Below are 24,540 nucleotides of genomic sequence, written 5' to 3'. Positions count from 1 at the left end.
ATTTTTCTTATTCGATGTGTGTTAAGAATTATTATTTAACCATTACTTTTTTACTGTACTCCCCATTAGTTGTAATTGCTTTGATGATGTATACACCTGCTTGCGTAAAATCAAAATCAGCTTCCTGTAATACACGGGGGGTAGGAAGATCAACCTTCTTGATAAGAACTCCCGTCATGCTGTAAGCCGTAAAGGTTACTACCTCGGGTTCTGCAAACGTTACACGGGCTGTAACTGTTCTTGTATCTCCGACAGTTTTGTAATAAACGGTCATATTATCGCTTTCTGCTTCAGGTTGTACAGTTTGCAGAGAGCCTCCCTGCGGATCTCCGCTACACGGATTCTCAAGGGTTACAGTGTGAGTAAGAATAGCGTCTTTAGATTGATATATTGTCATATTATCGGTTCTTGTCCAGTTGTAATCGGCAAGGTTAAAGAACCCTGTTGCTGTTACATTGAGTATTTCAGCAGGACCGAAGCTGGTATCGATAAGTCCGTAGAATTTCAACAGGTAGTCGTACCAGGCAATGCTGCCTGTTGCCAGTTGGACTGTGTTCTTCTTGTATTTGAGTCCGCTCATGGTCTTTTCGATGCGTATTACATCGCCTACGGCAACCGTTGTAAGAACGGATGAGGCTACCTTTCCGTTGGTAACGACATAAATGTTTGCACCCTGCTTCTTGAGTCCGTAGTGCATGATATTCTTCGGATTAGTCACATCTTCAACAAAGGTGGTGTAACCGATCATATAGGTATCGGTGAGGTTGGAAATTGTCCATTCCAAAGCTCCGTCCATAACAGGCAGGCAGTTGGTGGTTTTGGCACGGGTGGGTTTAATCGTAGCATCGATATTCTGGAAGTTAAAGCCTCCGGCTTCCGTGATTGCAAGGTCGTAAGTTCCTCCCGGGAGTCCGTTTATCTCAATGGTGTAATCATATTCTTTACCTGATTTAACAATCTGCCCTGTACCTGTATCGGTCAGGGTATAGTTAAATGCCGGATTTCCCGAGGTCAGCCTGATTTTGATTTTTCCATCCGCCTGGTTACAGGTAGGATCGGTTACTTCAATCTCTCCGCCAATATCGGATTCACGGTACATAAAGGTAAATTCATCCCCGGTGTTCAGAAATACATTATTGAAAATAGCTTTTTGACGGGTACCATCTACTTCATCCACTTCAATGATCTCGGCAGTATTCAGATCGATACTCCCTGATCCCGAACGGTCGATAACCAGAAAGCTGCGTCCCTTGTTATTGTCTTTGAATTCAGCGGCACGGGTCGAGGCGTAGGATAGTTCAATCTTGTTACCGGTATCGGTAAATCCTCCGTGACGCAATTCGCCTATTTTACTGTCGCTGCTGCCTTTTAACATACTGACAGCTCCATAAAACGGTTTGTTTATATCTGAAGCGGCAATCATAATTTCTGTCTTAGCCTGTCTGACTCCATTGACACGCAGGAATACCAGGTTGCCGCGTTTCTCCATTTCTATCTTTGAGGCTAGTGCTACCGAAAGTACGGAACTTGAAGAGACCACGCCTTGTATGATCGGGTAAACGCTTCCCGATGTGGTGATGTAATAACCGTAGTCATGGCTGCCGTTAGATAAAATGCTTTGATTCGAACCGAATTTGATATAGATATCGCCGCTGATGGAAAATCCGCTCAGACTCAGATAACCGTCCGAATCCAGTAAAGGGCTAGCCGTATAAGCTACTCCCTGTGCTGTAGTTGTGGAGGACTTTGTTACAGACGATTTAAACCCGTTTGTACTGATAACAAGATCGTATTGCTGCCAGGCAAGTGTCCTTTCGGCTGGTGTGGTAGCGGTGATATTGGTTTTTACAAGCCACTGGCGGCTCATTATTTTATAGCCCAGCTTGCCTGCTATCTCTTTAACCTTAATAGCGGCATTATTATCTCCCCAGAAAAGGTAACCGTTGTCTTTTAACGGATTGGCATCCTGACGGCCTAAGACAAGCAGGCGCGAAGCCGACGAACGGTTATAAGGGCTGCTGTTGTAGAAGTAATCGTTCTGATCGGAGTAATTGGTTAGTTCTTCATAGCTTGTACCCGATTCATATTGGTAAAGCCCGCTGCTTTTGTCTCTGTAGATAGCTGTAATCCGGTTATTGTATATAGGATTAGCTGCATAGTCCCAGAGGAGTTCTTCATTGCTTCCGATATAGGAAACAGGGAGTGACAAGGCATATTTGATAGCCAGGTAGGAATCGACCCTGCGTCTTTCTATGGGTGTAAGCAGGCGGTTGTAAGCGATAAGTTCGGGTATATAACCTGTGAAAGCTTTGTTCTCACTACTAGTTAACGAAAAGGTTGAATTGTAGTTGACGTTGGTTTTACTGTAGGTGCTGCCTAAGCTTAGGGTAGCTATATCTTTTTCACCCCAGATGCTAGTGGCAGGAGGTATGCTGCGGTAATAGGCGGCTATCCGCATAGACTTAACCCGAAAGTCATTAACACTTGATTCGGCATCGCCCGATGAATACATCAAATCCATGCCTTCGGATTGTCCGTAATCGAATTTACTTTTGCCACTTTCAATGCTGGGGATAATTTTATCGGTAGTTACCAACACACCTTGTCCGGGACGGCCGTTTAATCCGTAGAGAATCATTTCCTTGTCGAAGTTGGCATTGGGTGCGAATACTCCGACAATAGTTGCCTGGGACAGGTTGGTGCGTTTCAGGCGTACCTCCCTTGTTTTTGTGTCCAGCGATTTGTTCAGGCTCAAAGCAGGGTTACCGTTATAAAAACGGACAGAACTGTTGGTAAACTCATCTCCGAGGGCGGCTCCCTGGTCGCTGTATACATTCAGACGCAGCGAATCACCGCTGAAATCCTGCCAGCGGTAAGTGCCGTTCAGGTCTGTGCCGGTAGGCCTTGCCTGAAACCACAGTTCGGGACTGCCTACGCCTCCGGGCGACTGCGCAAAGAGGCTTCCTGTGCATAGTGACAGGAGAAGTAAATGCGTAAATCGTTTCTTCATAAAAAAAGTAATAATTATTGGTAGTTTGTACTTCTAGTATAGATAATATAAAAAGCAGAACATGAAACTTCAGGCAATGCCTAGCCCGGGGAAGTTTCAGGGAACATCTCATAAGAAGGTTAAATGCAGAGAAATATAAGCCTCAGCCAATTTCTTGAATTACCTTCCGATTGTTATTTTTTGTTTATTTTGAAAATAGATTATAGTCTTGTATATATGTTTTTTATACTATTGTTAGTTAATATATAAGTCTGTTAATTTAATACAAAACTAAATTATTTATTTATATATACTATCTATTAATTAAGTTATTTTAGTTAAGTTTATTTAAATGATATATATTGACAAATGAAAGAGAATACAGTCATGCAGATTTTTCAATAAACCTGATACAGGAACTTGTGACTCTTAAACTCTGGAAAGAACCGATAGTATCAAGGCACAATAAAAAAGGAACCATCTTCTGATGACTCCTTTTCTATAACATACAAAACTCTTCTTTATTTTTTCAATGCTTCCACCTTATCAAAAGCTTGTGATAATCTACTTCTTGCTATGATCTACAGACACTTTTCTAAATTCTTTCAACGCTTTCTCTATAGCTAATGATGCTTTTCTTGCTCTAGTGCCGGCAGCTTTATTACCATTGTCAGCTTGTTGTGCTGAGTCTTTAGTAAAGTCTGAGATCAGTACATTTAAGTTTTCCAGTAATTCTTTCATTATTATTTGTTTTTAAATTTCGAACAAAGATATAGTTATTTTTCAATTATAATATACTCCGAATACCCAATCTCCACATACGGATTATCACTGCTTATAATCTGGTGTATCGCCTTAACTCCCCAGCTCCACCACAAAAAACGATGCTTATATTCTACCCAAACAGCCTGATGCAGATTAACCGGAAGATGAATATTGCCTGTAAGCTGATTATTCTCTATAATTCCTAAGACCTGTAAATACGGCGTATCCATTTTGACGGTCTTTACCTGAACAGTTACCGTATCACGAATAACTACCGAGTCTTTTACTTCGGCTTGGATGGGAGCATTTACTCCCACCGAATGTTTAGCAATAGCCTGTAAGCTGTTTACCTGTACACCCAGTTTTCGTATATGCTCCAGATCCTCTGCCCTGTTATCTTCAAGTTCATCTACAGTAAGGCGTAATACCTTTGTATCGACAGCCATTGTCGTAGAATCAATCTGTAATCGTTTTATATCCGAAAGCAAGGACATCGTATTTGACTTATACCTGTCTTTTTCATCCGATAACTGCCTGTTCCTCTCATATTGAAACAGCACAGTTAACGACAGGCAGATAACTATCCCCCCCAGTGCCAATACTATTTTATTCATCATTCTTTACCGATTCAAGAGGTATAAACCAGATTAGTTCTTCTAAATACGGCTCTTCCAATCGAACCATATACCCTTTGTTCTTTCGCTCACTGTAGGTCAGGTTTTCTATAACCATACCTGTCCTTCCTTCCAATTCAGAAAGTTTTAAGTCCGTCAGTTTATCGGACGCAACGATTCTTATTCGACCACATTCATTTATCATCCTTTATCTCATTTTTATAGTTATTCTCACCTTTTAGTCTTTAGCAGTTCCTTTATGTCATTACGCATTTCCCGAAGGTCGGTTTGTATGGAAGTAAACTGAGTCATTGTCACTTCAAAAACCGCCTTATCTAATTTTATAGCATCGATGCGTTCATACTGGTCTTGTATCTTAATTTCAAGCTTCGTACATTTCTGCTCCAGCCCGATTATATGAGCCGTATTGTTTACATGCTGCACATACATGGTCACAATAAAAGAGAGGATAACGATTAATGATCTGAAATTATTGGTCACGAATTCTTTGAAATTTTTTGTCATACTATGTTGAATAAAATTGAAAATGCTTCCATTACGGCGTGGATTAGTTTTACCGATACATCACTGTCTTTTAACCCATAAATAACTAACCCGATTACAATCAGCATATAGATTGCCCTTTCTACGGTACTTCGTCTGATCTTAATCTTTCTCTTCATCTTTGGCTTTTATCTCTGGAACGATGACATTGAAAATCACATTTCCGTCACTGCCTTCAATTCGTAGTTTCGATTCCTGTACGTGTTTTATGGGAAATAAATCCATCAACGCCTTAGCTGCATTTACCGAAACCGCCCTGAGTGGAGCAGGAGAAAGACAGACACCGAACTTATCCGAAAACTGAGCCGTAGAAGTCTCTTCCATCACTGCTTTTAAAGTCTCGGCAACCTGTAGCTTAATAGCGATATTCTCGGTTTCATTCTGCAAAGCAGTATACAGTTCCTTTATTCGGGCAAGTATATGAACCTCTTTCATCAACTGATGGCTCTTTACCGACATATTCTTTGAGTCCTCACCGAAAACTTCCATGTAGCATTTAGTATGCTGTCCTGCAAACTCGTGATTCCCATAGACGAACAGGAAACAGAATTGCTCTTCCTGTTCGGTCAGTTTTATTTTGGTTTTATCCGGTGTATGTTCTTTTTCCATTGTGGTTTGATCTTTATTAAAGAATAGCTTATTGCCCGGCTTCCGGTTTTATAAAGTCCGCATTTCGTGCTATAAGTTGCTCCATCAAAGCCTGATAAAATACATCGGCAAGTGCATCCGCACAACTCTCGGCATCGGCAAGCGAATTAATAAGCCTCATATTAAAGGCAATCGTCAGATCGTAGCCTGTAATGGCACACATCATCTCATTTCCGTCATAGCCCAATACTCCGTAAGTCATCAGTTCACTTTTCTTAAACGAAACCGTTTCCTCCTGTTCAATGTTATTTTCTTCCATCGTCTTAGATTTTAAAATAGTTTCTTGTTTTCTCTGCCTTTTGAATACTGACTCCTGTACCTCCGTCATTCGTCCTCAGCCGATTGGAGCATACCCTTGCAATATTCAGGGTTGCCGTAACGTCCGCATCCGCATCATGTGCATCATCGAGTTCAATCCCCAAGCGTTCCGCAATCAGTTCCAGTTTATAAGAAGTTACGGAAGCATCATCCGCAAAACAGAGCCTTGCCAGATCAATGGTATCTATGTAGTGAGGCTGAAAGTTCCCGTAGAAATCCTTCGTACCTGCAAATACTTTTTCAAATTCCTTTGTCAATCCTGCATAATTCATCAACTGTTGTAAGAAACTTACGTCAAAGGTTATGTTCTGCCCGATCAGAATGGGCTTGCATTGTGCCCCTTTACTCAATGTGTTTCGCTTGACAAACTCTATCGTTTCGGTTGCCACTTCTTTCAGATCGACACCCATGTTCAAAAGCATCTCCATTGTGATACCCGAATAGACTAAAGCGGCTTGCTCATATTCCATCTGCTCAGCTTCCTTTTCCTCTTCCAGTTCCCGCTTGTTTTTAAGTACTTTCCGTTTAGCGGGACCTCCGATCTGTTGCTTATTATACGGAGTAATGTATTTCACATACCGGTCTGTCACATCCCATGTATCCAGCCTAACCGCTTGCATCGCCAATTGAGTACAGGCGTGTTTGGTGGAGTCCAGACCTCCGGTTTCAAAGTCAAGACCTATTCCCGTATATATTTTTATTTCTGTCTGTGGTGCTGCCATAATTAAGTAAGTGAAAGTATTTAATGATATATTTTCGAATTGTAACAAACTATTGCTGTTGTGCTTAACAAAGCAATAAAAAGGTCTGAGACCTATAATTTGTCTAAAATGGATGTATTGTATGTATTCAAACTATTCGCCCCGTTGTAATCGCTGTATTTGATAACAGCCGATACGATTATGATTTTGTCTTTGAGCGAACCGATCAGCTTACGATTAGCGGAATAAAACTCGCTCCAACAAACCAGTTCCATCAGGTCGTTATTCTGTTGTAGCTTGATCTTACAAAAGGTTTTCTTTTCTCCGGTCTGCTTGTCCTTATAGCTTACTTCATCCAGTTCGATGACTGTCGCACAAACCGCAATCCGTTTGCCCTCATTATCCAAATCCATTGCGTCCCTGAGTGTTATATAACTTGCTTTACCTTTGATGTCTTTCCGTGCTTTGGAATTATCATAAATCCTGCGGTAATCGATAGACCCTATTCCCGAAAGGTTTATCTGTTGCATCGACCAGAAATAATGGAATGAGACCTGATCTGATGGGAATTCTTCATCGGACAGCTTAAATCCTAATTCATTAGCCGCTTTCTCCAGAATAGTGTACCTTTCTGTTACAGCTTTTACCTGTTCTGTTTTATCAAAGCATCCGGACAATATAAAGTGCTTTACATGCCTTGCATTTACAGGAACACGCTCTGCTTCCTGCTCATTATCGGGATCATCCCAGTACTGATACTTCTTAAGCTTGTATTTGAATATCCGGTGGATAAAGTTTTCAATCGAGGTAAACGTTCCGTTTTTGGTTCGCTCTTCAATTATGTAATCGACCGTTTTAATGCCGACCATCTTAATTCGTGTCAGTGACCAGAAGATTTCGTTCGTATCGTAATCGGTGAAGAACTGCACTTCGGAAACATTGATATCCGGTGGCACGATCTTGGCATTACTGCACTGCTCCATTTCCGACATAAGCATAGGTATCTCTTTATCGTCTGCCCATTGCAGGGCAACCGTATAGAATGCAGAAGGATAATTCGCTTTGAGCCATGCACCGACATATGAAGTGATCGCATAAGCAGTAGCGTGGGATTTATTAAACAGATAAGAACCACCAGCTTCTATCATTTCCCATATCCTTAATGCGTCCTCTTTAGGACATCCGTTTTGCTTGGCTCCGGTCATAAATTTTTCTTTCATAGCATGGATTTCATCTACCTTCTTTTTCGAGATCAGGCGCAATAGCTTTATACCCTCTGCTAAACTGAAATTACCTACTTCACGGGAAACCTGTGCCAACTGTTCCTGATATACAAGTTGTGCATAAGTATCTTGCAGGGCATTGTATGTGCCCCATAAATAGACGGGAGCAACTTCACCGCTTTTACACAACAAGTACTTCTCCGCTGAACCGGAATCCAGTGTAGCAGGACGGAATAACGCATTGGCAGCAATCAGATCATTTATATTATTTGGTCGCATATCCATTAGAAACCGGGTCATGCCTGATGAACTGAATTGAAAAATATTTTGAGTAAAACCTTTTGATAATAATTCAAAGGTTTTCAGATCATCCAGACCGCTCCTTACAATACTTTCGAATGATAAATCATTCTTATAGATCAAATTGCATTTATTTATAACTGATTGTATTTTGGTCAGTTCTTTTATTCCCAAGCAGTCATTCTTGAGTAATCCTACCTCATCGATTGAATACCCATCCAACTCAGAGACAAGAATATTATCTATCTTTTTTATAGGTAAAAAATCAAAACATTCCGCTTTATTTCCATCTTTAGTATCGGGAGTGATAATTATTGCTGAAGCATGGACCGAAGGCGAACGCGGTTGTCCCATAATTGTCCGTAAGTCCTCTATTACGTGCGGGTAGTCCTGAACAAAACGGTGCACTTTCTTATTAGTTGCAGCAAGTTTAAACAAGTCAGTCCAAGACATATTATCGTTATCGAATATCGCAGTGATGTAGTTGACGAGATTTAACGGAACCTTGTAAATTCGGCTTATATCTTTTAAGGCAGCTTTTAACTTCAGGGAACTGAATGTACCTGCGGAAAAGACGCGGAGCAGTCCGTCCCTGTTATACCTGCTTTCCAGATAATCTTTGACTTCCTGCCTACGGTCAGACTGGAAATCAATATCCACATCGGCAAGCTGCCTACCAGTCCCTTGCCTGTAACCGCTATCAACCAGGCAATCGGATACAGGTTTCGCATTTTCAGATTTATATATTACAGTCGATAATACTTTCATTTTATATATGATTTAAAATGTATTATGTTGTTGATAGTTTGTTTTGCGACTCCATACATGCCTGCCAGATCAACTTGTCTTATCCCCCATTTATGCAGGTTTCTGATTTTATTGGCTTCGGCATTTGTCAGTTTTGCATGGACATGTTTTTCGCCATAATCTTTCTTCAAATTAGTGAATATCGAATGGTCAATATTTCCCTGGCGTGTACACATTTCTAAATTAGTGGCATTGTTATTATGCTTATTACCATCCATATGATTTACTTCCAATTTACTGTCCCAATCTTTCAAAAATGCTTGAGCAACTAACCGGTGAACCAAAAATTTATATCCAACACTTTTTTTAGACAGGCTAATCTGATAATACACTGAGGTCTTTCCCCGATAAGGTTTTAATAATACAGACCTCGTTAATTGTTTACTCCCGTTTATTCTTACAATCAGTCGCTCTAAACTTCTTACATTACCACAGTTGCTTATCTGATAGAAATTTTCAAAACCGATAATGTCTTTCCATATCTCATCGCAATAGTTATCCATTTGCTTTTATTGAAAAAATTAAATCTTTGTTGTCAAAAATTATTTCATCATCTGCAAGAAGTTCGTCCGCATAAACTTCTATTTCAATATTATCACGCAGAATCAATAACTGGGCATCAATATCCAGTTTCAGTCTTTTATTATTCTCTAATTGAATCTCTATATAATGGCAAGACATGATATTACTTGCAGTAATGGTAACCTTAGCCGGATATAAACCTGCACGTTCAGGAAGTAGAAACCGTTCAAACAGCAAACCGTATTTTATCGGATCGACAAGTGTTATACCAAGAAGATACAGGGCTAAACAACCTCCGGCACTTCCTCGTCCACATCCGACAAGAATACCGTTTGCTCTCGCCCAGTTTACCGTATCGTACTGTACAAGCATATAATCGATGTTATCTGTAGACTCAAGAATATAAATCTCGTGTGCCAGTTTTTGTCTGTATTGCTCCTCATTCTCTTTTGGAACCAGTCTTTTAAATCCTTCTGCCAATAAGCTCAAAAACATGGTGTGGCTATCGCCATATAGTTCTTTTTCTTCAGGTATTAAATCATAGCGGGGCATGAAACATTTATCTGTTTCATAGTGTGCTTCCGCTTCCTCCGCTATCTCAGCCGTATGCCGGCACATCCTCTCGAATAGTGCGTCAATATCCCACCTGTCACCGTCAAAGATGGTTTCAAATACCGCATAGTGTTCATCGATATCTTTGTAGTACTGCTCGACTGACTGTTCATGAGCAGCACCCGAAGCGATCTTATTAAGGATAATCTTATTGCGTGCTTCATCCTGATCTACATAATAGTTATCACAAATAAGCACTGGTTCAATGCGAAACGAGTTTAACTCCGGCAGGTAGAAGTTCTCAAAGTAATGCTTAGTCGCCTTGAGCACTTCCACATCGATACGTTCAGCCTTGTACTCGCCGAGGTCAACCTGATAGAAAACTTTAGAGAATGCTTTCTCCAGTTCTGCCAGTAAGGGACGGTTCTTTGTCATCCAGTAAGAAGAAAGCTTACCCAGAACCAGCACGTTCCCCTGTGCATGAGACAACAGACCCGCATAGCTTAATGTATTGGTATCGCTGTCTACCATGATTTCTTTCTGAATACGCAGCAGGTTACGGAGTCCCTTTTGCGATTGGCAGTATATTTTCATATCTACCTTTTCATCCTTGTAATCGAGTAAAAAGGAATACCCGAAGACATGTTTCAATCCGGCTTTAGCACATTCCTTTTGCAGATTCAATGTTGCTGCCATTGTATTGCGGTCACAGATTCCGATAGCCGTATGCCCCAAGACCTTGGCTTTCTTTACCCATAAACCTAAATCACCCGAACCGTTCAAAAGTTCATAAGGTGTATGTATACCCAGATTCACAAAAGGAATATTCTTCTTTGTTTCCTGTCTCTTGCCGATAAACTTTAAAATATTGAATTTAAAGTCTTCACGCAGGTCATAGTAATACCAGTTCCTGCCGAACTCGAAGGCTACATAATAAATCCCTTCATCGATCAGTATATCCGGGTTTTCCATCAGGTTAAATTCGATCTTCTCTTTCGTTCCCCTGAATATCGATTGGACACCTTCGAGATCAGCCAGAAACATTTTCCCGAAATCCACGATCTCTATTACTTCATTATCTATTGTATTGTAACTTATCTTGTTGGCATGTAGCCATTTTATTAATTCATCCATCGTTTGTATCATATAATTATTGGTTACTTGAGTAAATAAAAAGGTCTGTGACCTTAGATTTTATTGATTTTGTATTCTATGGGTGTTTTAAGCCCGTAGGCAAACACAGTATATATTTCATCGTAGCTTAGATCTTCCCAGTCTTTCTCACTATCGGTTATATCCGCTATAAATACCTCAAAATAAGGCGATAATTCGGTAGCCATTTTCTTGATGGCTTCCACCGCATCCCCGTCATAGCCGATTACAACTGTTTCTACCCCTTTACGCTGTAACTTAAAGATTTGGGTCTGCGATATTTTCTTTCCGAAAGTCGCTACTACAGCAAGCCGTGTATTGTCATAAAGCTCCAGTTTACGTGTCAGGGCAATCACATCGAATATCCCTTCTACGATTATTACCGTATCCGTTTCATCCGGTAGCACCGCATCATAGTTATAGAGCAGCTTTATAAAATCATTCTCTGTTGAGTTTCGAAAACGCATGATAGGGTATTTGCCCTGAAACTTTGCTTTGCGGTTATGAGCTTCAATCTCTGACTTAGCCATTACATGCCGTGCCACATACCCTACAATATCCCCTTCATCGATTACAGGAAACAGCACATAGTCGTTGAATTTAAAGTTCAATCGTCCGGTAGTACCGACTGGAAAGTATTCGTAGTCATCATAAACAAAGCCACGTCCTTTGAGGTACGAATGTGAGAAACACCGTTTATAGAAATCCGGTAATTCGACTATTCCGAGCGTATCGTCTATCTCTTCTTCGGTTTCCAGAGGAAAAAGCAGGCTGGGTTCAAGCGGTGCTTTCAGGTCTGCGGTTTGAGTAACCCCAAGGTCAGGCCGTCCGATGGTTGAAAGCAATTGATCGAGCGTGTAAGTTGCCCCGCCACAACTGAAACAATGTGACATAAACGGCTTTTTACGTTCGGTTTCTTTTCCGATATACACGCCGAACTTTCCCGCTTTACCACAAAAAGGACAGGTTGCAACAAGGTTCTTATTCCCACCATCCCGCTTGGCTCCAAGTTCACGGCTGATCTCTGAGATCAGTAAATCTGTTTCTGATTTGGATAGTAACATCATTTCTTTAGGCTTAAGGTTCGTTGTACATCATAGAAAATCTCATTATCATAATCCGTAGCAATCTTAAAGGTGTCGCCTTTGGGAAAGAACCGGGACTTAGCCGTATGCAAACGCATGGTGTCCTCTGTCCGTTCTGCCGATGACTGGTTCAGGCTGATCAAATGCGTACAGGGTCTTGCCAGTCCTTTGGCTTCCGAGCAGTTATATTCTGTCAGCACATTCTTTTCATCGTTCAGCCATTCCCTGTTTTCGATAGTTGCCTGATACGTTACCACCATCCAGAGTTTTTCATCTGCTGCCAAATCTTTCAGGTCGTTGGCTACGGCAATACGCTTGCTGCGTTCATGCTCTGCGTTCCAAACCTTTCGGGTAGCATCGGTCAGCAGGTCCATACTGTCGATAATCACAATGTCGGGCGAGTAACCGTTTATCTTGCGGTACTCGGCAATTCCGTTTTTGATGTCTAAGGATGAAACACGGCTGTTGAAGCGGGGAAAGCTTCGGATAGTAATACTGCCCGAATACTGAGCGACCAGCTTTTCAAAACGGCTGATCTCCAAGTCTGAAATTTTCCCACGCTCAAAGTAGTAGGCGTTCTTTGAAATCAAACCGCCACTGTAAGCATTGAGTGCTTCTTCCTCCGAACCTTCCAACTGAAAGTGCAATACATGCAATCCGTCAACTACGTTTGCTTGTATACCGATATGTTTGGCGATATGAGATTTTCCGACTCCCGTACTGGCAAGGAAACAGGTTAACTGTCCCCTTAAATTCCTGCCGTTATTCAAAGCATCCAGATCAGCGATATAAAATCGGTTCACCTGTGCCATGCCCGACCTTGCATTTTCAAACTCTTTCTGTTGGTTCTTTTTAAACCTACCGGAAAAGGTTTTAGCCACATCGATAAAAGCAGAAGTCTTGAGGGTAAAACCCTCCAACCACTGTGCATATTCTAATAGCTTTTCTTCTGCCTTATCCTGTTTGCTCTGGTTATACAACTTGCCTACTTCCGTGTAAACGACCTGTAGTGCCACCCCTTTGATGTAACTCTCCAACATATCGGTAATAATCTCGGTATTCTGGTCACCATCATACTCGCGGAAAGTATTTATAAGCTCTATTGCATCATAGTCGTTCAGAAACGCTTGCGACAGGACAGAATAACTGGGAGGAATTTTATAACTCTTGTAATGGTTTACAAAAACCTCCTGTATCTTCTGAAAGGTGCGGTCGGGCAAATACTCCTTTCGCATATGCTGAACCAGCACATTACATATCTGGTCATAGCGCACGGATGCCGAATAAAGCTCATAAAGGAATTCGGCACTGAGTGCATTACGTTTACCTGTGCTCATTTCTTATCGGCTTTAAATTCATCCAACCGTAACCTGTACAATTCCGCATACTTCCTGCTGCATACCTCCTTACATCTATTTTCGTTCTTACAAGTCTGACAGGATGGAGAGAAAGGAGTCCAGAGCAAAGTCGATACCTGACAGATGTAAAAGCCTACTTCTGAAGAGTGCATCCTTCTTTTTGTATTCTCTTCAAATTCAGGGAATATAAACTTCATCAACGGGTGCTCGCTTCTGTCCCTGAATTCAATCAGTAAGCCACTGCGTGACAACCCTGCCTCCTTTAGCCATTTATCCTCGAAATACTTTTTTCCTTTTGTGCTTCGCTCAAAACGCTCTATCGCTTTTTTACCGAAAGAGTGGCTTACCTTCCATTTACAGAGATACCCTGTATCAAACCTGCTGATTGCATACACCTGACAAATACAATAGGCGTTCAGGCGTTCCGCACTCAAATCGCTCTTACAGCCTGCTTCCAATGAGTTAAGGCAGGAACTAACGCTGCGAAGTGCAATCCCACCACCCGGAAACTCAAAAGAAGGAGCAAGCGTTTTCTTCATCAGAAATGTAAATACACGGATGCTATACCTGATCGATTCGTTTTTCTCCATTGCGGTCTATGAGTTTTCGTATTTGTTGCTTGGCAAGAAAAATCCTGCTTTTGATGGTCTCGATATTCTTGGTTTTCAGATTGCCCTTTTTGTAGCAAATCTCCATGATCTCACTCAGCTTATATCCCGCCTGTTGTAAAAGCAATGCTTCACGGTAAATGGGCTTTATCTCTGAGAGTGCCTCCAGTATATCGTCATTGTACATTTCTGCATAATTATCCATTCCCATACAGTTTGAACTTACTTCATCTTCATCGGGCATACCATCTGCAAGCCGGGTCACATCCACATCATCCGTAGTCTTATGCCGGGCGTTGCGTCTGGTAGTCAGGTCGGCAATGAACCGCTTGGTTACGATGTGTAACCACGTCTGAATAGAGCGTGCGGGGTCATACGTCTCGATGTACTTAAAGAAATTGATAAGGACTTCGTTGTAGTTATCCTCGATATCTGCAGGAGAATACGTGTAGCGGATGCAGAGTTTAAAGATCAGGTTCCGGTGAGGGTAAACATGGCGGTTAAAGAGCTCCGTTCGGATACGGACGGACTCTTCATTGTTTAAGTTTTCTGTTTCGTTAGTCGTTTCCACATGCCGATTACTTGAAGTTTGAAATAATCTTTCACGTAATCTGTCAGCGTTAACGCATCATTTTTATAATATAAAAGCACCTTAATCATATCCATCTCTGTTAGGTAATTCTGAATTTGCGGATGTAGTAATGGTACAAATGGCAGGCATCCGCTACATTGTCATCGGTTGGGTAAAACTTATATCTGTCGATACAGGCTTGTATCATTTCCGGCTTTTTTGCCCTGCCGTTACCGGTTGCCCATTTCTTAAGTGTAGCCACATTAACATAATAAGGTTCCGGCAAGGATAGCTCGTCACAGACCAGAAGTAATAAACCATGAAACTGACTTAGTTTTCTCATATCCGTGAAATAGTTATTTACATTCACTTCTTCGGCAACTATCTGTTTGATATTATTCTCTTTTATAAATGACAACAGGGTATCGTGAAATGACTGATGTTGTTTATTTTCATTTCTCTTTTTGGATTCTGTAAAATTCCATGTCCCAAATCCATGCGTAGAATAATATCCTGTATGGGTTGCTATGTCCAAACTGAGTATCTCGGATTTATTCAGAACTGGTTCACTCACTGATTCTCGACTCGCCATTTTCTTTTATGATTTTAATTGTGTGAGGGTACGATTCTGCAATATTCCCGTGACTTACTATCAGGGCAGTGATACAAAGGCCGTTTAGAGCAGCGAACATATAAGAAAGCCCGTCTTCATCGACTGCCTCCAAAATTTCATCAAGAACCAACAGGTCTAATCCTTTTTCCGCATCACAATTTGAATTGATCAGCTTCTGCATGGCCAGAATAGTAGCCAGATTTACCCTTGCAGATTCACCCGCACTAAACTTTCCAAACGAACCGCAATCCATACCGCCTCTTACAAGTGACACCGATATTTTTTCGCGTACCTTTCCCGTTTTCAGCACCGTATACCCCGAAAACTTAATGCGGATGTCGCTGCCGATAGACTCCAGAAACTCATTCGTTATTTTACTGAGGGCTTCAATCTTGGTATTAGCCAAATACGTCTTAAATTCAACAAAATTTTGTTCCTGAGTTTCCAGTGTCTTTAGCTCCAGTTCCACCTTCGCTTTCTTCGCCAATACTTCCGATGACTTATGCCTGTATTCATTTAAAGAAGCTTTCAGGGATGTAAGAATTTCAGAACCTGTATTCGCATTGATTTCTTTGATCATATTCTCCAGTGTGTCGATGTAACTTTCTGCTGCTTTTACCTCCTCATGTACGCCATTGATTTTACGGTCTATCGATTTATAAGCTTCATCGATCAGTTCAAAGGCTTCATCAAATACCTTTCTTAAGATGCTGTCTATTTCCTGATGCAGTGTATTAATGGTATCTGCTATACGGCTTTGGTTCCTTCGTGCTCCTTCCATTTCAAAAGAAGCTATATTTACATTTTCGACTGCCGTACCAATTCTTCCAGTCCATGCGGATTTTTGAGACGAAAGTTCCCGTTTCCCGCTTTGTACCTGACTCTGGTCTTGCTCTATCTTATCGATTAAGCCAGAAGTTTCATTTATACATGACGAAAGTGTGATAAACTCATGTTGTTTCATTTGTACTTCACTCTTTCCTTTTTCCACATCAAAACTTTGGTCTGATACAATAAACTCAAATCCACAGGACGGACAGCTAATAATACCTGCCAGTTTGTTACTCAGGCTCTCGATGGCAACCGATAAGGCCTTACGTGTTTTCTTAAGGTTCTCGATTTCTTTGTTTACCCTTATGTACTCATCGTTCAAACGCCTTAATTCTCCCTCGTAAATTTCCGCTTTGTCCAGACTCGATTTTGTAAATGCTTCGAATTCTTTATACAATTCATTATAGATGACTGTAATTTCGTTTACCTTCTTTTCTGCCAGTTCAAACGCCGTATCCCATTTCGCTAACTCTTCTTCTGCCTGATGAATCCTGTCTTTTTTGGCTTTGATTACCGAATCCCAGTCAGTCATTTTATCAGGTGCGACAAGTGGCAGGTACTTATTAATGCCCGACAAATAATCTTCGAGTGTAAAATCTCCGTTCTCCAATTGCTGAATCTGTGAATCCACTTCTTTGATTTTAATCAGTTCCGTATCGAGCAGTCCCAGTTCATCTGCCTTTTGACGGATAATGCTGCGTTTCTCAACTATGGATTCTTCCAGCCCTGCGATCTTCTCTACCTTCGATTTAGCCCCTTGTTCAGTACTGTTTTCTTCCTTTTCGATCTGCTCGGTCAGCATAGCTATTCGCCCCTCAATCCCTGCAAATTCCAAATCAGTCTGTTTCATCAGTTCCAGAACCGGAGCTTTATCACTCAGGATTTCCTCGATAGCTTTGTCAACAAGGTTGCCGTTACTGAAGCGGTTGATAATTTCCTTTTTGTCTTTGTCGGAGCAGGAAAGAAAATCCTGATACTTGTGTTTTGACAGGATGAAATTGTTGTATAATTCATCTTTTGTCAGGCCAAGCATCTCAAGGATATATTTGTTATAGGCATCCACACTGTGTTGAACCGCTTCATCCGGGTCAAATTCTTTGTCCCTTGTAATGTAACAGGCTACCTCTGCCGAACCTTTGCGGTACAGCTTGCGTTCAATGGTGAACACCTCGTTATTGCTGTCATTGCCGAATTGCAGCTCAATCAGGCATTCATCCGAATTATCATTGATAATCTCTTCGTTCTTGATCTTACGAAGCGGGCTTCCTGTAATTCCGATAGCAATACATTCTATCAATGCCGATTTACCCGAACCGTTACTTCTCTGGCTCTCGTTGTCTTTATTATCCCCAAAGATTAAGGTAGTTACTCCCTGTTCCAGATGGTAATGGAGTTCGCGGAATGCACAGACATTCTGTGCGTATATCTCAATTAATTTCCACATTAGTTCTTGATTTTTGATAGGTAGGTTATGCCGAGCGATACATTATCGATGTCTTTCAGCCGGCAGAATTCCTGATAGTTTACTTGGATGTTATGAAAGTCGAACTTTTCAAACAGGCTGCCTGATTGGGTCTCTGAGATTTCCGGCTCATCGGTGATAACTTCGACTTTTGTCGCTCCTGCATTTAGAAGGATATTTTTATCGATCCCCGGTGCTTTAGCCGTTGAAGCATGTACACGGACTTTCACTTTGTACCTGCCGTCCGCTTTTATTTCTTCCAGCAGGTCGGACAAATGAATATCCACTTTATCCGCATCGGTGTCGATTACCCTGTATCGTGTATTGACCTGATTTTTGATAAATTCGTATGAACCGTCATTGTATAGGACCGTATATCCTTTTTCTTCGTCTTCACCGAAGTTGTGTTGCCGGGAGCTTCCGATATAGTCTATTTCCGTTCCCTTGACAGTACACCTGTTATGGTAATGCCCTACGAATATTTTATCGAAGACTGAGAACATCGATGCAGGTAATTCATTGTCCGAAGTATGTAATAAGGCTCCGTTTATACCCTCATGGATATATAAGTAGTTCTTTCGCCCTTTTACCAGTTCATGCTGAATTACATCATCCAGTTTGTCCTTAAAGGTTCCGTTTTCGGGGAAATAAGGGATAATATGAAGCGCATAATCCCAATCAGGCTTGCATACACTCATAGATTCATCGACGAGCATTACATTGTCGTGCTGACTGAATACATGGCAGTAACCGCGGTTGGACTCCTGATTTACCTTATCGTGATTTCCGTTGGCCAGAATCACTTGTATACCCTGTCGGTCTGCATCTATCAAAGCATCATGTACCGCCAGTAATACATCTAATGTCTGGGCAGCACGTGACTGAAACAGGTCACCGCCTACGGCAATCAGTTCTATATCCAGCTTTTTACAGACGGACAGAGCCTCATTCCAGTTAGCCGTAAAATCAGGCAGGTTGTCTTTGGAAACATGTATATCGTTGATTAATAAAACGCAAGGGAAGATTGTCTTAAACATATATGTATAAGATTAGAAGAAGAAGCAATAGATAAACTATATGCTTCTTCCCGATGAATAAATTAATTAGGTATGTTTGATTTACCTTCTTCTGCGGTTCCTTTCGGTGGGTACCTCAGAGGTGTTTTCGGGTCCTTGTGGTTCATCTTCCCCCGAAGGTTCAGGTTCTTGAGGCAGTTCGTCCTCTTCTTTGTCCGTACCGCTTTGAATCACTTCTTCGATTAAGTCCAGTAAATCCGCATTGGTTGTAGACCGTGTCACACGGATAGTTAGATTTTCCTGTTCGATATAGGTACGGATAAGTGAACGCAGTTCCTGACCCTCTTCCGTTTTATCGCCCAAAGATTTATCCTGTAACTCATCAAATCGGTTAATCAGTGTGTCTAAGGTGATACCTATCGATGCATTGTCTTTCGAGTCTTTGGTACGTTTGTCAAAAGAAAAAGCACTTGTATCCTCTTTGGGAAGTTCTTCCCGCAATTTCTCAATCGCCTCTTTCATTTCGGCGGTTTCCATAATCGACAGTCCGTATTTCACATCACACTGTTTCAGGTATTCTAGCGTGGCTTCAAACTGGTAACGTGAGTAGCGGTAAATAATCTCCGGTATACGCGGAGCAGCCATCAAAGCGGTTAGTTCTTCCTTAGATAGTGCATCTGTGTCCGATTCATTGTCGATACTTGTAACGTATTCCGTTTTCGAGCCGTTTTTCTTCTTCTCGATCTCCACCGGATAGGCATTGTAGACGGATGAAATGGGACAAGGGAAGCCGGGATTCTTTGCCAGTTTCTTTTGCCATAGTTTGAATTTACGTTCATCCAGATCTTTAAACTGCGAATGGCTGAGAGTCAGTAGTTGCAGCCCCTTCGCACGTTCGTTCATATCGTATACGTACAGAGCATGACCATAACCGAACTTCAACCCACCACCATATGAGCCGCCGGCAATCTTCTCGGCCAGCTTTTCATCATCCTTTTCTTTAGCTGCATCGACCGCCAGTTTACGGTATGTGTCGATGATATCTACCGAGTATTCTGCATCGGTAGCACGTGGTACGGTTACATACATAAAACTCTGTTTGGTTCCTGTAGTCGGTTTCTCAATCTCCAGTAACAGTTGGCGTACAGGAAACTCATAACTCCTGCGACCAGCCGAGCCGTCTGCGTTGGGTGCTACAGGCAGGACACGAAGACGGTATACGCCCAGCTTGTCCATCCTGAAAAACTCCGTCTTTGTAAATGATTTGTTTTCTTCGAGCGCACGTTGCTGTGCCTCTGAGTACGATTCCTGATTAGACAGGAATAAGTCTTCTACCGACATCTGCATGTCTTTCTCTTCTAAATTCTCTTCTTGCATAAAATGAATAATGCGATAGTGATAAATGCCGGGAAACTAAAGCAGCGATAATCGGGTTCGGATACCACCGATATCTTCAGTTTGACAATCTTGGGAGCAGATCAAAGGCCGGAACCTTTGAGTGTATCACTCGCTACATGTCTCTAAGAAATAGAGACTCAGGTTGAAAAGTAAAACCCCTCTTTTTTACGGAGGGGTAACAAATATATACGCTATTTTTTATTGTAGCAAAACTTCGCAAAAGAGTTTTTCATCAACTATTTTAAGAGATTGGATATCAAACAGAATGAATTACCTATTTAATGTATAAATAAAAACGGCTACCAATTGGTAGCCGTCTCAAATCATTTTTCATTCTTTATTTTTTCCATAAATATTTTCCTGTCATTTTTATTACACCAGAACCATTTTTCTTTTAATATCCAAGCCTTTTGATAAGGAGGTATAGGCGTTGGCGTAAAAATAATAGTTCTTTCACCTTTAGATTTTGACATTTCTTCCTCCAGTTTTTGCTTTTCTGCTTCATCTTCCCCAATTCGTATTCTACCAAGATATGAAATAGTATTGCGGTCTATAATTCTGAACCAAGTCTCAAAAGCACCGTTAAAAGCTGATAATGGGGCTGTATTTTCCATACTTTGAGTTTTTATAATATCTCCCTCTATTTTATAATTACCCCATGCCTCCCAACGATAAAAATCTCTGAGCTCATTTTTAGTGCGATTATCCATTGCTTTTTGTAAAGCAAGAACATGATCGTAATTTACACGATCATTTATATCTTGTTCAGGATCACTCCATATTATTGAACTACGGGCATATAAACCATTTTCATAAAAGAAATGCCCCCCATAGAATCCTTCAATATTTATTCGCTCGCTTATTTTGGTGTCTTTATTTTCAAAACATCTAAAAGCGTTCTTTATACTTTTAGGAGGTCCTGCGAATAATAAATGACTACAAAAGGTCGCTAAGACAAGAATAATAAATTTAATATGCTTTTTCATATTACCAAATTTATAAGCGATTAAATATAGAAATAAACTATTGAATTAATACCCCCATAGTGAAAAAGGTTGTTGATTTCCATAATAAAAATAGGCTCCTTTATTACTGCTTACACCTTCACTATTTTTATAGTGGTCTACATAATAATTCTGATAACCGAAAGGAAGATAAAAGAAACCTTCACGATGCACCTTATTTTGAGTCATTTCTTGCACCATTGAATCATTAAATCCCATGCGATATACATTATTTCCCTGACGAATTCCAATACAGTGGGTTTGAAAATCAAAATGGCTGCCAAATGGTAGCCATTTCAATTCACCTTTCAGTATTTTTCTTTTTCAAAAATGTTTTCCTGTCATTCTCATTACACCAGAACCAATTCTCTTTGAGAATCCAAGCATTAAGATAATTAGGTAATTTATCAGGAACAAATACAATTAAAGTTTTCATACGTTCCTCGTGAACTTTTTTATGTAAAGCTAAGTTGTTTTTATCTTCTGTGTTTGTAGATAAAGCATCAATTTTTACGATTTTTATTGTTGTTCTATTAATTACTTTATACCAGATTTCTGTACCTTTCCATTTAGATAGTTCACCTTTAGATGGTTTATAAATAAATTGTGTTTTAATTATATCTCCATCAATAGAATATCTACCCCATTGTCCATCATAAAAAGATTTGGCCTCTTCACTGTTTTCATTCAACAAAGCTGCTTTAAGGCAAAAAAAATCGTATTTGAACAGCCCGTTTTTATAAAAAATAATACTAATAAATCCGCTATCGGCATATAGCCCTATGGAATCCTTATTAAGGAAGGAGCCGACAACGTTTGATCGTTTCAAAAGAATTCTTTCTTTATAGTATCCTTCTATATTTATTAAATTCTCTATATCAGTATCTTTGTTATCAAAGCAAAATGTAAACGCATCAATAATTTTCTTGGGGGGACCTGCAAAAACACTCTCACCAATCATTAACAAAACTAGAAATGAAAATATTGAAGTAAGCATAATCATTTTTTTCATAGAAAATGTTTTTGGTTAATATCCCCACAAAGAATATGGTTGTAGATTGCCGTAGTAAAAATACACACCTTTTTGGAAATTACCGTAGTTTACATAATAATTTTGATATCCAAAATCCCCCGGCAGAAGTTTACTAATTCCAGGGAGTAACGTATGAAAGAAACCCTCCCTGTGAACTTTATTTTGTGTCATATCCTGAACCTTCGGATGACTAAATCCCATTCGATACACATTATTACCTTGCTTAATACCAACATAAAATGGACTTGAATACACTTGGCCGTTTTTCCAAGAACTTTTACCATTTTTGTTCAGATCTCCACTCAAGCTAGAACGTCCGTCCGAATAACCATTCTCTGTATTATCTACTCCCAAACCTTCAGTGTCCGGGTCATTAGTATTAAGAGTTGTTCCAAAAACAAAATATTTTCCTAAACCTACTTCTACAGCATTGGTTCGCCAACGATCATGTCTGTCGCCTAATACATCATTTTCGATTCGAAATGAAAATCCTCCGGCAACTAAAACGACTCCACCTACAATTTGTTTGTTCGGGATTCCGTCTAGTCCTACTCCATTTCCATAATGAGTCCGGTAGTAACTTAATCCCACATCGCCACTCTTAGCACCTATGCCGTATGAAAAATGATTCGGTCCTACGCCTAAACCGACACCATAACTCTTATTACCATTTTTATAAGTAGCTCCATAGTTAAACCCACCACCTACACCTTTAGGTCCCAGTCCAATTGAAGGAGATATCGACAATCCAAAATTATTAGTTATAGGCATATTAAAAGAAGGTAATACCATACTGGTCGCTGTATTTATAGCCATATTGCTCACGTATTGCCCAACACCCATACTTACACCTAATGTATTAAATCCAAGCCAAGCTGAACCGGCCATGGTTAAACCACTTACTACGGCTTTACCGCCCCAGTTACCTTCAGAAATACCATGAGAGAGATATCCCATCACAAAACCTGCGGCAGCTACAAATAGATCATCTATTCCAAACCATTCACCATTTGGATCTGTATATTTTAACGGATTATTTAAACAATATGCATACCTGTTATAACTCAACCAATTTTCGGGGGCTTGGATATGAGGATCAGGACTTAAAAACATAGCTACAAGAGGATTGTAAACCCGCCCGTTCATATTAATTAGCTTAAACTCGTGCAGATGCTCATGCATTGTAAATCCACGATTGACAATGAAAGCAGTGCGGGTATCTTCTAATGACCAATTATCAGGATTTTGTTTATTTCCCCATGGGTTGTAGCTGTATTTTTCTTTAACATTACCATTTGCGTCAGTCAGAGCAATTAAAGAACCAAGATTATCGGTGTATGCATAATAAAGCGTATTAACACTGCCATTTTGAATGTATATGGCTGCTAAACCGTTTCCTCCTGCCAAATAATGAATCTTTTTAGTTACACCATTAATAATTTCTTCCTCATAATTACCCACGTAATATCTAAGAGTAGCTACGCCTCCATTTTTTTGTAATGTTGATTTACGCTTCTCTTCATCCGTATTATATGAAATATTTAATAAATTACCACCTTCGCTTATAATGGATATTTTTTTGAAATCTGTATATGCTATCGTCTGATCACTGTCGGGAATAATATCTGAATTACCGCCAATTGATGTAAGAGCATGAACCGGTGCTCCATTTTCGCCGTAATTCATAGCATATTGCAAGTCACTTTTAGAAATTATTGTTCCGGTGGTGGGCTCATATTTCATGGTATTTATTTTAGTAATCACACCGCTTTTTGAAATATTCCAACTGGTTAAACGATTCATTGTATCATAGTTAAACACCTCTTTTTGTGCGGTTAATACATCCTGTCGTTCAGTCAGATTTCCTTTAGCGTTATAAATATAAGTCATATTCATAACTCCCGGTGTAAGTATGGACTTTGTAAAGTTCCTATTGTCATATGCATATGTAGTCGTCTTATTTCCTTTGGTTATACTCAGTAACTGGCCCTTTGCATTACTTTCATTAGCTTGCCATATCAAAGCATTATTATTATCTTTTATATTTACCAGATATCCATTTGCGTCATATCCATTAATAATATAAAATCCTGAAGGGTAGATTTCTTTACTAATCCTTCCATAAGTATCGTAAACTGTCTCTGTCAGAAAAATCTTTTCAAAACCTACTTTCTCCGTCTTTTTTATGATCCTGTTAAGATTATCGTATTCTATTATTTGAGTATGAACGTTTGGAATTGATATCTCAATAGCCCGAGAGCGTGAATCATACTTAAAGGTGTATAATATAATTGAAAAGTAGTCCACTTAGTAATTGAAAAGTATACCACTAAGTGTCTCGGATGAGATTGGCTAAAGATATTTATTCTTCATCAGGTTGTAACATTTTTTTAGTTTCTTTAACTC

24 protein-coding genes are annotated in these 24,540 nt (G+C 40.2%); all 24 read right to left on the bottom strand.

All coding sequences use genetic code 11. The features are described 5' to 3' along the window. Positions 1 to 31 precede the first annotated feature (31 nt). The gene (locus G7Y57_RS03985) at positions 32 to 3,010 is read right to left on the bottom strand and encodes a T9SS type A sorting domain-containing protein (protein WP_165020908.1); all 2,979 of its coding nucleotides are present in this window, start codon (positions 3,008 to 3,010) and stop codon (positions 32 to 34) included. A gap of 543 nt (positions 3,011 to 3,553) precedes the next feature. Next, the gene (locus G7Y57_RS03980) at positions 3,554 to 3,730 is read right to left on the bottom strand and encodes a histone H1 (protein ID WP_165020907.1); all 177 of its coding nucleotides are present in this window, start codon (positions 3,728 to 3,730) and stop codon (positions 3,554 to 3,556) included. A gap of 35 nt (positions 3,731 to 3,765) precedes the next feature. Continuing rightward, entirely contained in the window at positions 3,766 to 4,371 is a 606-nt protein-coding gene (locus G7Y57_RS03975) for a DUF6549 family protein (protein ID WP_165020906.1), read from the bottom strand. Further along, entirely contained in the window at positions 4,361 to 4,573 is a 213-nt protein-coding gene (locus tag G7Y57_RS03970) for a hypothetical protein (protein ID WP_165020905.1), read from the bottom strand. Before G7Y57_RS03970 ends, G7Y57_RS03975 begins: the two co-directional genes overlap by 11 nt. A gap of 26 nt (positions 4,574 to 4,599) precedes the next feature. Further along, a complete protein-coding gene (locus G7Y57_RS03965) occupies positions 4,600 to 4,893 on the bottom strand; it encodes a hypothetical protein (RefSeq protein ID WP_165020904.1) in 294 nt (97 codons plus the stop codon). Further along, positions 4,890 to 5,051 carry a hypothetical protein gene (locus G7Y57_RS03960; RefSeq protein ID WP_165020903.1) on the bottom strand — a complete coding sequence of 54 codons (162 nt, stop codon included), beginning with the start codon at positions 5,049 to 5,051 and terminating at the stop codon, positions 4,890 to 4,892. Before G7Y57_RS03960 ends, G7Y57_RS03965 begins: the two co-directional genes overlap by 4 nt. Next, complete coding sequence (locus G7Y57_RS03955) at positions 5,035 to 5,541, bottom strand: hypothetical protein (RefSeq protein ID WP_165020902.1); 507 nt, start codon at positions 5,539 to 5,541, stop codon at positions 5,035 to 5,037. The genes G7Y57_RS03960 and G7Y57_RS03955 overlap by 17 nt, the downstream gene beginning before the upstream one ends. A gap of 28 nt (positions 5,542 to 5,569) precedes the next feature. Further along, positions 5,570 to 5,839 (bottom strand): hypothetical protein, encoded by a 270-nt coding sequence (locus G7Y57_RS03950; protein ID WP_165020901.1) that lies wholly within the window; start codon positions 5,837 to 5,839, stop codon positions 5,570 to 5,572. Between the two features lie 4 nt (positions 5,840 to 5,843). Next, a complete protein-coding gene (locus G7Y57_RS03945; protein WP_165020900.1) occupies positions 5,844 to 6,620 on the bottom strand; it encodes a PolC-type DNA polymerase III in 777 nt (258 codons plus the stop codon). Between the two features lie 92 nt (positions 6,621 to 6,712). Then, complete coding sequence (locus G7Y57_RS03940; protein WP_165020899.1) at positions 6,713 to 8,890, bottom strand: DNA polymerase III subunit alpha; 2,178 nt, start codon at positions 8,888 to 8,890, stop codon at positions 6,713 to 6,715. Beyond that, positions 8,887 to 9,432, bottom strand: coding sequence for an NUMOD4 motif-containing HNH endonuclease (locus G7Y57_RS03935; protein ID WP_165020898.1), 546 nt, complete (start codon positions 9,430 to 9,432; stop codon positions 8,887 to 8,889). The genes G7Y57_RS03940 and G7Y57_RS03935 overlap by 4 nt, the downstream gene beginning before the upstream one ends. Further along, positions 9,425 to 11,137: a PHP domain-containing protein gene (locus tag G7Y57_RS03930; protein ID WP_255491332.1), complete on the bottom strand. Its 1,713-nt coding sequence runs from the start codon at positions 11,135 to 11,137 to the stop codon at positions 9,425 to 9,427. Before G7Y57_RS03930 ends, G7Y57_RS03935 begins: the two co-directional genes overlap by 8 nt. A 53-nt stretch (positions 11,138 to 11,190) precedes the next feature. Then, positions 11,191 to 12,222, bottom strand: coding sequence for a toprim domain-containing protein (locus G7Y57_RS03925; protein WP_255491331.1), 1,032 nt, complete (start codon positions 12,220 to 12,222; stop codon positions 11,191 to 11,193). Next, positions 12,219 to 13,577 (bottom strand): DnaB-like helicase C-terminal domain-containing protein, encoded by a 1,359-nt coding sequence (locus tag G7Y57_RS03920; protein WP_165020896.1) that lies wholly within the window; start codon positions 13,575 to 13,577, stop codon positions 12,219 to 12,221. Before G7Y57_RS03920 ends, G7Y57_RS03925 begins: the two co-directional genes overlap by 4 nt. Further along, the gene (locus tag G7Y57_RS03915; protein WP_255491330.1) at positions 13,574 to 14,188 is read right to left on the bottom strand and encodes a hypothetical protein; all 615 of its coding nucleotides are present in this window, start codon (positions 14,186 to 14,188) and stop codon (positions 13,574 to 13,576) included. The genes G7Y57_RS03920 and G7Y57_RS03915 overlap by 4 nt, the downstream gene beginning before the upstream one ends. After that, on the bottom strand, positions 14,160 to 14,777 hold the full coding sequence (locus G7Y57_RS03910; protein WP_165020895.1) for an RNA polymerase sigma factor: 618 nt from the start codon (positions 14,775 to 14,777) through the stop codon (positions 14,160 to 14,162). The genes G7Y57_RS03915 and G7Y57_RS03910 overlap by 29 nt, the downstream gene beginning before the upstream one ends. A gap of 100 nt (positions 14,778 to 14,877) precedes the next feature. Further along, positions 14,878 to 15,369, bottom strand: coding sequence for a crossover junction endodeoxyribonuclease RuvC (locus G7Y57_RS03905; protein ID WP_165020894.1), 492 nt, complete (start codon positions 15,367 to 15,369; stop codon positions 14,878 to 14,880). After that, entirely contained in the window at positions 15,344 to 17,665 is a 2,322-nt protein-coding gene (locus G7Y57_RS03900; protein WP_165020893.1) for an SMC family ATPase, read from the bottom strand. The genes G7Y57_RS03905 and G7Y57_RS03900 overlap by 26 nt, the downstream gene beginning before the upstream one ends. Continuing rightward, positions 17,665 to 18,720, bottom strand: coding sequence for an exonuclease SbcCD subunit D (locus tag G7Y57_RS03895; RefSeq protein ID WP_165020892.1), 1,056 nt, complete (start codon positions 18,718 to 18,720; stop codon positions 17,665 to 17,667). Before G7Y57_RS03895 ends, G7Y57_RS03900 begins: the two co-directional genes overlap by 1 nt. 81 nt (positions 18,721 to 18,801) lie before the next feature. Further along, positions 18,802 to 20,076, bottom strand: coding sequence for a hypothetical protein (locus G7Y57_RS03890; protein ID WP_165020891.1), 1,275 nt, complete (start codon positions 20,074 to 20,076; stop codon positions 18,802 to 18,804). 344 nt (positions 20,077 to 20,420) lie between these two features. Then, positions 20,421 to 21,083, bottom strand: coding sequence for a hypothetical protein (locus tag G7Y57_RS03885; protein ID WP_165020890.1), 663 nt, complete (start codon positions 21,081 to 21,083; stop codon positions 20,421 to 20,423). A gap of 45 nt (positions 21,084 to 21,128) precedes the next feature. Beyond that, positions 21,129 to 21,401 carry a hypothetical protein gene (locus G7Y57_RS03880; RefSeq protein ID WP_165020889.1) on the bottom strand — a complete coding sequence of 91 codons (273 nt, stop codon included), beginning with the start codon at positions 21,399 to 21,401 and terminating at the stop codon, positions 21,129 to 21,131. Between the two features lies 1 nt (position 21,402). Then, complete coding sequence (locus G7Y57_RS03875) at positions 21,403 to 22,113, bottom strand: hypothetical protein (RefSeq protein ID WP_165020888.1); 711 nt, start codon at positions 22,111 to 22,113, stop codon at positions 21,403 to 21,405. Positions 22,114 to 22,128: 15 nt separating this feature from the next. Next, positions 22,129 to 24,441 carry a polymorphic toxin type 23 domain-containing protein gene (locus G7Y57_RS03870; RefSeq protein WP_165020887.1) on the bottom strand — a complete coding sequence of 771 codons (2,313 nt, stop codon included), beginning with the start codon at positions 24,439 to 24,441 and terminating at the stop codon, positions 22,129 to 22,131. Positions 24,442 to 24,540: the final 99 nt, after the last annotated feature.

This window comes from Dysgonomonas sp. ZJ279 (genome assembly GCF_011039205.1).
Taxonomy (GTDB): Bacteria; Bacteroidota; Bacteroidia; order Bacteroidales; family Dysgonomonadaceae; genus Dysgonomonas.
The sequence above is the reverse complement of the archived record's forward strand: the minus strand, read 5'-3'. Positions and strand labels throughout refer to the sequence as shown.

Bases quoted from the DNA above. Each gene is read 5' to 3' on its own strand.
- G7Y57_RS03905 (WP_165020894.1), bottom strand. From the start codon at position 15,369: ATGGCGAGTCGAGAATCAGTGAGTGAACCAGTTCTGAATAAATCCGAG.
- G7Y57_RS03875 (WP_165020888.1), bottom strand. From the start codon at position 22,113: ATGAAAAAAATGATTATGCTTACTTCAATATTTTCATTTCTAGTTTTG.
- G7Y57_RS03960 (WP_165020903.1), bottom strand. From the start codon at position 5,051: ATGAAGAGAAAGATTAAGATCAGACGAAGTACCGTAGAAAGGGCAATC.
- G7Y57_RS03980 (WP_165020907.1), bottom strand. From the start codon at position 3,730: ATGAAAGAATTACTGGAAAACTTAAATGTACTGATCTCAGACTTTACT.
- G7Y57_RS03935 (WP_165020898.1), bottom strand. From the start codon at position 9,432: ATGGATAACTATTGCGATGAGATATGGAAAGACATTATCGGTTTTGAA.
- G7Y57_RS03940 (WP_165020899.1), bottom strand. From the start codon at position 8,890: ATGAAAGTATTATCGACTGTAATATATAAATCTGAAAATGCGAAACCT.
- G7Y57_RS03915 (WP_255491330.1), bottom strand. From the start codon at position 14,188: ATGGAGAAAAACGAATCGATCAGGTATAGCATCCGTGTATTTACATTT.
- G7Y57_RS03930 (WP_255491332.1), bottom strand. From the start codon at position 11,137: ATGGATGAATTAATAAAATGGCTACATGCCAACAAGATAAGTTACAAT.
- G7Y57_RS03975 (WP_165020906.1), bottom strand. From the start codon at position 4,371: ATGATGAATAAAATAGTATTGGCACTGGGGGGGATAGTTATCTGCCTG.
- G7Y57_RS03965 (WP_165020904.1), bottom strand. From the start codon at position 4,893: ATGACAAAAAATTTCAAAGAATTCGTGACCAATAATTTCAGATCATTA.
- G7Y57_RS03955 (WP_165020902.1), bottom strand. From the start codon at position 5,541: ATGGAAAAAGAACATACACCGGATAAAACCAAAATAAAACTGACCGAA.
- G7Y57_RS03890 (WP_165020891.1), bottom strand. From the start codon at position 20,076: ATGCAAGAAGAGAATTTAGAAGAGAAAGACATGCAGATGTCGGTAGAA.
- G7Y57_RS03920 (WP_165020896.1), bottom strand. From the start codon at position 13,577: ATGAGCACAGGTAAACGTAATGCACTCAGTGCCGAATTCCTTTATGAG.
- G7Y57_RS03950 (WP_165020901.1), bottom strand. From the start codon at position 5,839: ATGGAAGAAAATAACATTGAACAGGAGGAAACGGTTTCGTTTAAGAAA.
- G7Y57_RS03985 (WP_165020908.1), bottom strand. From the start codon at position 3,010: ATGAAGAAACGATTTACGCATTTACTTCTCCTGTCACTATGCACAGGA.
- G7Y57_RS03970 (WP_165020905.1), bottom strand. From the start codon at position 4,573: ATGATAAATGAATGTGGTCGAATAAGAATCGTTGCGTCCGATAAACTG.
- G7Y57_RS03925 (WP_255491331.1), bottom strand. From the start codon at position 12,222: ATGATGTTACTATCCAAATCAGAAACAGATTTACTGATCTCAGAGATC.
- G7Y57_RS03895 (WP_165020892.1), bottom strand. From the start codon at position 18,720: ATGTTTAAGACAATCTTCCCTTGCGTTTTATTAATCAACGATATACAT.
- G7Y57_RS03885 (WP_165020890.1), bottom strand. From the start codon at position 21,083: ATGAAAAAGCATATTAAATTTATTATTCTTGTCTTAGCGACCTTTTGT.
- G7Y57_RS03945 (WP_165020900.1), bottom strand. From the start codon at position 6,620: ATGGCAGCACCACAGACAGAAATAAAAATATATACGGGAATAGGTCTT.
- G7Y57_RS03900 (WP_165020893.1), bottom strand. From the start codon at position 17,665: ATGTGGAAATTAATTGAGATATACGCACAGAATGTCTGTGCATTCCGC.